Source organism: Streptomyces sp. PT12, from assembly GCF_003311645.1.
Taxonomy (GTDB): Bacteria; Actinomycetota; Actinomycetes; order Streptomycetales; family Streptomycetaceae; genus Streptomyces.
In genome coordinates this window covers 24,908-32,144 of sequence record NZ_QEST01000274.1, presented here as the reverse complement: position 1 = coordinate 32,144, position 7,237 = coordinate 24,908, and the positions used below count along the sequence as shown (strand labels likewise).

The window sequence follows — 7,237 nt, the reverse complement described above, 5'->3', positions numbered from 1 at the left end:
CAAGCCCTATCGTTGCAGGTCAGGAGCACTTCTCGCTTTTATGATCAAGCTTCGGACAACCCACCTCGTGAAAGCGCGAGGCTAGCCTCGATCTTTCGTGACGGCTCGTCAGTTGATCTGGCGGGCCGTTTCGGGTTGTTGGGTGGGGTGCGGGCAGGCTGAGGGCCCGGCTGTCGCGTCGGGTAGGCGTCGGGTTCCACGGCTCCGGTCGTGATGGTGTTCGTCGGGGCAGGTCATTGCTGCTGGTCAACCGGGGTTCGGGAGGGTCTGGAGTCGCTGCATCGCGCTGGTGATGAGGTTGGTCTAGGGCCAGTGAGCCGCGATCCTGAGGTGGAGGCGGCGTCCGGTGGTGACGAGCTGGGCGGCTGCGGAGAACAGCCGATGCCGCAGGCGGCGGGGCTCCCACAGCCGGGCCTTGCCGGTCAGGGCGAGCATCGGCATCCACGCGAGGAGGTCGAGGGCGATCTGGATGATCTCCAGCCAGATCTGGTTCTGTGCGGTGTCGTGGGGGGGAGGTTGCGCAGGCCGGTGGTGCGGGCGGCGCGTATGCGGTCCTCGGCCCGGGCGCGCTGGCGGTGGCGCAGTTCGAGGGCGGCGATGGGGACGCTGGTGGTGTTGGTGGCGAAGCAGGTCAGCCGCAATCCGTCGGCGTCGGTGAAGCGCAACTGGGCGCCGGGGTGAGGGCGTTCCTTGCGGACGATCAGCCGCATACCCTTCGGCCAGTCCTTCACCACGTCCCCGTCCAGCTCGGCCACCCATGCTCCCTCGCGAATCTCGCCGCCGGGCTCGATGGCCACCGTCCACGCCGGGGCGGGGATCTTCCCGACGGCGGCGTGGATGGCGTGGGTGATGGTCATGCCGACCGAGTACGACAGCCACCTGCCACGCTGGGCGAGCCAGGCCACGAACTCGTGGGTGCCCCCGGCCGTGTCGCAGCGGATCAGCGTCTGCCGTCCGCGCCGATAGGTCTTCGGCAGCTGGGCCAGCGCGAGCCGGGCGGTGGTGATGTGGTCGGCGGCGGTGTTGGAGCCGGCGTTGCCCGGCCGCAGCAGGCCCGCGACCGGCTCCCCGGACCCGCCCGCTCCATGGTCGACAAACCCCATCAGCGGGTGGTGCCCGAACGTCTTCTTCCAGGTCGCGGCGGCGTCCTGTTTCTCGGAGTGCGCCAGGACGAGCACCCCGTCCAGGTCTACGATCAGCTGCCCGTCGGCATCTGGAGCCGAAGGGCCGGCCAACCGCCACACCCGCTCACGCATCTCTGCCCGCACCGCGCGGAGCGCGTCAAGCGACCTGCTTCCAGCCGCTGCGAGGGTGTCGACCAGCCGGGAGACCGTCGGGTCGGAGGCCACCGGCCCGAACACCGCCGGTTCGGCCCGCAACATCGCTACGTCGGCGAGGCAGTCCCCTCCCAACGCGACCGCAAGCGCCACATCGAGGACGATCTTGCCTGGATCATGCACCGCCCGCGGACGCCGCCACGGCGCCAGCGCCGTCGATATCGCCTGATCCAGACCAGTCTTGCGGACAGTCTCCACCAACAGCACAGCCCCGGCCTGGGACACCACCCCACGGCCGCCGCCCTCGACACGAACACGCGGGTACGGCCCGATACGCTTCTTCACCTGGAAAGTGCCTCCGACGGTGGCGGGAACAAGGACCTAGACAATCCCCATTCTCGCTGGTCAGAGGCACTTTCTGCTTCCGTGATCACCAGCCGGACAACACCCCACATGAAAGCCCGAGGCTAGACGGGGCGTTCCGCGGCCGGTCGCCGGGTCGGGCGGCCGCCGCGTCAGTCGGTCCTGCGGGCCGCGGGGGGCCGGACGGCGGCGGCGACCGCGTCGGCCAGCGGCGCGAGGTCCGCGCCGGCGAGCGAGGAGACGGTCAGCCGCACGCCGGGGGGCGAGTCGAGGCGGAACCGCGCGCCGGGCGCGGCGGCCCACCCCGCGTGCAGCAGCCGGGCGATGGCCCCGGTCTCATCGGGCACCGGCACCCAGACGTTCATCCCGCTGCGCCCCAGGGCCGCGACGCCGCGCTCGGCGAGCGCGGCGATCAGGCCGTCGCGGCGCGCGGCGTAGGAGCGGGCGACCTCGGCGGGGTCGATCGCGCCCTCGCCCCAGAGCGTGGCCAGGGTCCGCTGGAGCAGGTGGCTCACCCAGCCGGGCCCGAGTCGTTGGCGCCCCTGGACGCGGTCGACGGTGACCGGGTCGCCGGTGAGCACGGCCATCCGCAGGTCGGGGCCGTAGCCCTTGGCGGGTGAACGCACCAGCGCCCAGCGGCTCGTGTGGCCCGAGAGGGGCAGGAGCGGGAGGTCGACGACGCCGTGGCCGTGGTCGTCCTCGACCAGCAGCGTGCCGGGGTGGGCGGCGAGGACCGCGCGCAACGCCTCGGCGCGCGCGGGGGAGACTGCGGCGCCCGTGGGGTTCTGCGCGCGGGCGGTGACGACGAGGGCGCGTGCGCCGGCGCGCAGCGCATGGCCCGTGGGCCCTGGCAGCGGCCCCTCGTCGTCCACGGCGACGGGCAGGGGCCGCAGGCCGAGGGCGGGGATGAGATCGAGAAAGCCCGCCCAGCCGGGGTCCTCGACGGCCACCGCGTCGCCGGGGCGCAGATGGGCGGCCAGGACGCGTTCGATGGCGTCGAGCGCGCCCGAGGTGACGGCGATCGGCCCCGCGGGGACGCCGTCGCGGTCGAACGCGGCCCGCGCGACGGCCGCAAGCTCCTCGTCGACGGGCGGGCCGCCGTAGAGCGGCGGGGAACGGTCGGCGCGGGCGGCGGCGCGGGCCAGGGCGGGGGCGAGCGGGGGCAGCAGGGCCGGGTCGGGGTTGCCCTTGGCGAGGTCGCGCACGCCGGGCGGCGCCTCGACGCCGATCTCCTCGCGCGGGGCGCTCACCGGGCGGGAGCGGATCCGGCTGCCGCGGCGGCCCGCGGTCTCGATGACGCCGCGCTCGCGCAGGATCCGGTAGGCGGCGGCGACGGTGTTGGCGTTCACCCCGAGCACGGCGGCCAGCTCGCGCAGCGGCGGAAGGTGCTGCCCCGGGCTCAACCCGCCGTCGGCCACGCCTCGTTCGACGCTGGCGGCGATCTCGGCGGCGCGCCGCCCCTCGATCCGGTATCCTTCTAGCACAAAGACAGGATTGCACTAGTTCAATAAGGGCGCAAGCTCGACGCGAGGAGACGGACCCCATGCCGACCACGCCGCCCGCCGACCCGTATCCCCCGACGCCACGCACCACCCCGACCCGCGCCCGCGAGCGCGTCGCCTACGACCGCGAGCTGGTGCACGCCATCCTCGACGCGGGATACGTGTGCCACCTCGGCTTCGTCCGCGACGGCGCGCCCGCGGTGCTGCCGACGCTCTACGCCAGGGACGGCGAGCGCCTGTACCTGCACGGCTCCACCGGCTCGCCGCCGCTGCGCGACGCGGGCGGCGCGGGCCTTCCCGTGTGTGTCACCGTCACCCATGTCGACGGCCTCGTGCTGGCCAGGTCGGCGTTCCACCACTCCGTCAACTACCGCTCGGTGGTGGCGCACGGCACGGCGCGGCGGGTGACCGACGAGGCGGAGCGGCGCCGGGCGCTCGAGGTCCTGGTGGACGCCGCGGTGCCGGGCCGCGCCGCCGACTGCCGGCCGCCGAACGCGCGGGAGCTGGCCGCCACGGCCGTGCTGGCCCTCGACCTGGCCGAGGTCTCGGCCAAGGTCCGCGCGGGCGGGGTGAACGAGGAGCCCGAAGACTTGTCCCTTCCGCACTGGGCGGGCGTCGTCCCGGTCGGGTCGGTCATCGGCGAGCCCGTCCCCGCGGACGACGGCGGCCCCAGGGTCCCCGTGCCCCGCTATCTCACGGCGCGGCAGGGAGCCTGAGCGACAGGCGTACCGCGGCGCGCCCCCGGGAACCCGTTGTGACATGGCCACGTCCCATGGCCACAGCACTCCTCCGCATCGCCGACTCCCCCACCGGAGGATCCCATGGCGTCCCACCCCCTACGTGCCGCGGCCCTCGCCGCACTCACCCTGTTCGCCATCGCCGCCTGCGCCGAGTCCACCGAATCGCCGGACGGCGCGTCAGCCGACCGACCGCCCGCCGGGCAGCCCCGCGACGCCGCCCCTGAGCCCGCGCCCGACGAGCCCGACACCGACACCGACACCGATGACGCCGCCGATGACCAGGATCAGGCGCGCCCCGAGGCCCCGCGGGAGCCCGACCCCGAGCCCGAGGGCAACGGGGGCGAGGCGAACGACGCGTGGTGCTCCCCCGACGCCCTCACCGCCGCCGTTCACCCGCTGGACGCGGGCGCGGGCGGGCGGCACGCGGCGCTCGTCCTCACCAACGCATCCGACGCCAGCTGCCGCACCCAGGGCTGGCCGGGGCTCCAACTGGCCGCGGGCGACGGCGAATCCATCCCCACCACCACCGTGCGCGACGACTCGATGGCCCCCCAGGCGCTGACCGTCGAGCCGGGCCGCAGCGTCTGGGCCCGGCTGCACTGGACCGTGGTGCCGGGCGACGCCGACCCGGCGAACGGCTCGTGCGGCCCCGAGCCCGCGTCGCTCGAGGTCATCCCGCCCGACGCGTACAGCGCCACCACGACCGACTGGCCGCTCGGCGCGGTCTGCGGCGAGGGCCGCATCGAGACCCTGCCGCTCGCGGCGGGCGAGGGCCCGGGGTGACGCCCCGGGGGTGACGCGCCCTCAGGCGGTCGCCCCAAGGGGTCGCCCTCAGGCGGTGGGGAGCCAGTCGACGCGGCCGGCCAGCAGCCCGTAGCCGATGAACGCCACGATGTCGATGAGCGCGTGCGCCACGACCAGCGGCATGACCCGCCCCCACCGCCGATAGAGCCAGACGAAGATCACGCCCATCGCCACGTTGCCGAAGAAGCCACCGATGCCCTGGTAGAGGTGGTACGTGCCGCGCAGCAGCGCGCTCGCGGCCAGCGCGGCCATCGGCGTCCAGCCCAGCTGGTCGAGCCTCCGCAGCAGATAGCCGACGACGATGACCTCCTCGAGCAGGGAGTTCTGGAGGGCCGAGGCGATCAGCACCGGGTACTTCCACCACACATCGGGCAGCGACTCGGGCACCACCGTGAGGTTCGCGCCTGAGGCGTGCGCCCCCAGGTAGAGCAGCAGCCCGCTCCCGCCGATGCCCGCCGCCACGGCCGCGCCCCAGCCCAGGTCGAACGCCGGGCGCCTGGCGTCGAAGCCGATCGCCCGCGGCCCGGCGGCGCCCGCCGCGCCCGCCTCGGCGCGCTCGCGCAGCAGCAGGTGCGCCACGAGCAGCACGGGGACGACGCCGGTGGAGAGCGAGAACAGCTGCCACGCCAGGTCCAGCCAGGGGCGCCCAGGGGCGCGCGAGCCATTGAGCGTGGCCGCCTGGTCGGCGAGGCCGCCCGGGCGGGTCAGGTCCCCGACGAAGCTGATCAGCGCGCTCACCGCGCTCGCGCCCAGCGACACCGCGAGGACCAGCAGCACCTCCTGCCGCCTGACGCGGTCGATCGGCAGGGGGAGGCCGCCCTCGGGTGGCCGCTGTGTCGCCCGCTCCGGCTTGACCCGCACCTGAGCCTCCCGTCCGGCCGCCGGGGCCGCCGAGGCGGTCACCCCCCGGTCGGCCAGCTGTGGACGGGTGCGTCCGTCCGCGCCAGCTCACAGTACCGCCGCACCAGATCGCGCAGCGCGGCCGCCCTGTCCGCGCCCCCCGCGACCGCCCTGTGGTAGGCGTCGGTCTGCCACGCGGCGCCGGTGACGCCGCGGCGGCAGCGCTCCTCGACGATCGACAGGTAGTGGTCGCGGTCGGCCGCCGCGACGCCGCACGCGTCAAGGCCCCCGGCGGCCAGCGGGATCAGCCGCTCGGCGATCAGCCGGGCCGCGCGCAGCCGTTCGGGGGCCCCGCCCGGCGCCTCGCCCGGCCAGGTCAGCTCGGCGTCGATGCCGTGGCGGCAGGCGTCGAAGAAGTTCCGCTCGGCGGCGGCGAACGGCAGCCGCGTCCACACCGGCTCGGGCTGGTCGGCCAGCGCGCGGACCAGGCCGTAGTAGAAGGCGGCGTTGGCCACCGTGTCGACGACGGTGGGTCCCGTGGAGAGCACCCGGTTCTCCACGCGCAGATGGGGAACGCCGTCGGCCACCGCGTAGACCGGGCGGTTCCAGCGGTAGACGGTGCCGTTGTGCAGGGTCAGCTCGGCGAGCCTCGGCACCCCGCCCGCGGCCAGCACCGCCTCGGGGTCCTCGTCGGAGAGCAGCGGCAGCAGCGCGGGGAAGTAGCGGACGTTCTCGTCGAACAGGTCGGTGACCGATGAGATCCACCGCTCGCCGAACCACGAGCGCGGCCGCACGCCCTGCGCCGCGAACTCGGGCGGGCGGCTGTCGGTGGCCTGGAGGAAGAAGGGGGGCCGCGACTCGTGCCACAGCTCGCGGCCGAAGACGAACGGGGCGTTGGCGCCGACCGCGACCTGCGCCGCGGCGGCGACTTGGGCGGCGTTCCACACGGCGGCGAAGCGGTCGGGGGTGACCTGGAGGTGGAACTGCACGGAGGTGCACGCCGATTCGGGGGCTATGGACGCGAACGTGCCCCGCAGCCGCTCGGCCCCCGAGATGTCCAGCTGGATGGGCTCGCCGCGCGCGGCCATGATCTGGTCGTTGAGCAGGCTGTAGCGGTCGTTGGGCGACAGGGTGCCGGGCAGCATCTGCTCCGCGGTGATCGTCGGCAGCACCCCGGTCATGACGAGGCGCGCGTCACATTCGGCCGCCATTCGGTCGGCGTATCCGATCGCGATACGCAGCTCTTCGGCCAGATCGTCGAAGACCCTTCCCGCGAGCGCCCGCGGGGACATATTCAGCTCCAGCGTGAATTGGCCCAGCTCGGTCTGGAAATCGCGGGTGGCCATTCGCGCCAGCACCTCGTCATTGACCATGCGCGGCGAGCCATCCGAATCCGCGAGGCACATCTCGACCTCGAGGCCGATCCTGTCACGCGAGCGCTCGAAGCGGCCCTCGCGCAGCAGCGCGCCCAGCGCCGCCATACACGCGTGGATCCGGTCTCTGAAGCGCTCGCGGGCGTCGAGGTCGAACCGGTCCCCCACCACCTTCTCGCCCATGGCCGCCTCCCTCACCACTCGATGTCACGGGCTCGATCCTGCCCACGTGACGGGGGTGGCACGCATGCCCCGCGCGGCGCTCACCTCCATCGACGGCATATTCCCGGGGAATAATTGCCGCATCCTTGGTGATTTCTTGGCGCCTTGGCGGCCTG

General features: G+C 74.0%; 5 protein-coding genes and 1 pseudogene. 2 read left to right on the top strand and 4 right to left on the bottom strand.

All coding sequences use genetic code 11. The features are described from left to right. Positions 1–303: 303 nt before the first annotated feature. Positions 304–1,622 (bottom strand): annotated as a pseudogene (locus DEH69_RS29160) (IS1380 family transposase). Between the two features lie 170 nt (positions 1,623–1,792). Then, complete coding sequence (locus DEH69_RS29155) at positions 1,793–3,124, bottom strand: aminotransferase class I/II-fold pyridoxal phosphate-dependent enzyme (protein ID WP_113689997.1); 1,332 nt, start codon at positions 3,122–3,124, stop codon at positions 1,793–1,795. 59 nt (positions 3,125–3,183) lie between these two features. Between DEH69_RS29155 and DEH69_RS29150 the strand changes: the two genes are divergently transcribed. Together DEH69_RS29150 and DEH69_RS29145 are read left to right on the top strand one after the other, a co-directional pair. Further along, positions 3,184–3,858 (top strand): pyridoxamine 5'-phosphate oxidase family protein, encoded by a 675-nt coding sequence (locus DEH69_RS29150; protein WP_113689996.1) that lies wholly within the window; start codon positions 3,184–3,186, stop codon positions 3,856–3,858. Between the two features lie 105 nt (positions 3,859–3,963). Then, complete coding sequence (locus DEH69_RS29145) at positions 3,964–4,665, top strand: DUF4232 domain-containing protein (RefSeq protein WP_113689995.1); 702 nt, start codon at positions 3,964–3,966, stop codon at positions 4,663–4,665. A 48-nt stretch (positions 4,666–4,713) separates the two neighbouring features. On the opposite strand, the gene DEH69_RS29140 is transcribed toward DEH69_RS29145, so the two are convergent. Together DEH69_RS29140 and DEH69_RS29135 are read right to left on the bottom strand one after the other, a co-directional pair. Further along, the gene (locus tag DEH69_RS29140) at positions 4,714–5,493 is read right to left on the bottom strand and encodes a CPBP family intramembrane glutamic endopeptidase (protein WP_258535041.1); all 780 of its coding nucleotides are present in this window, start codon (positions 5,491–5,493) and stop codon (positions 4,714–4,716) included. Positions 5,494–5,585: 92 nt separating this feature from the next. After that, positions 5,586–7,082: a glutamate--cysteine ligase gene (locus tag DEH69_RS29135; protein WP_113689993.1), complete on the bottom strand. Its 1,497-nt coding sequence runs from the start codon at positions 7,080–7,082 to the stop codon at positions 5,586–5,588. Between the last annotated feature and the right edge of the window lie 155 nt (positions 7,083–7,237).

Coding starts and splice junctions, on each gene's coding strand:
- DEH69_RS29150 (WP_113689996.1), top strand. CDS start 3,184: ATGCCGACCACGCCGCCCGCCGACCCGTATCCCCCGACGCCACGCACC.
- DEH69_RS29145 (WP_113689995.1), top strand. CDS start 3,964: ATGGCGTCCCACCCCCTACGTGCCGCGGCCCTCGCCGCACTCACCCTG.
- DEH69_RS29135 (WP_113689993.1), bottom strand. CDS start 7,082: ATGGGCGAGAAGGTGGTGGGGGACCGGTTCGACCTCGACGCCCGCGAG.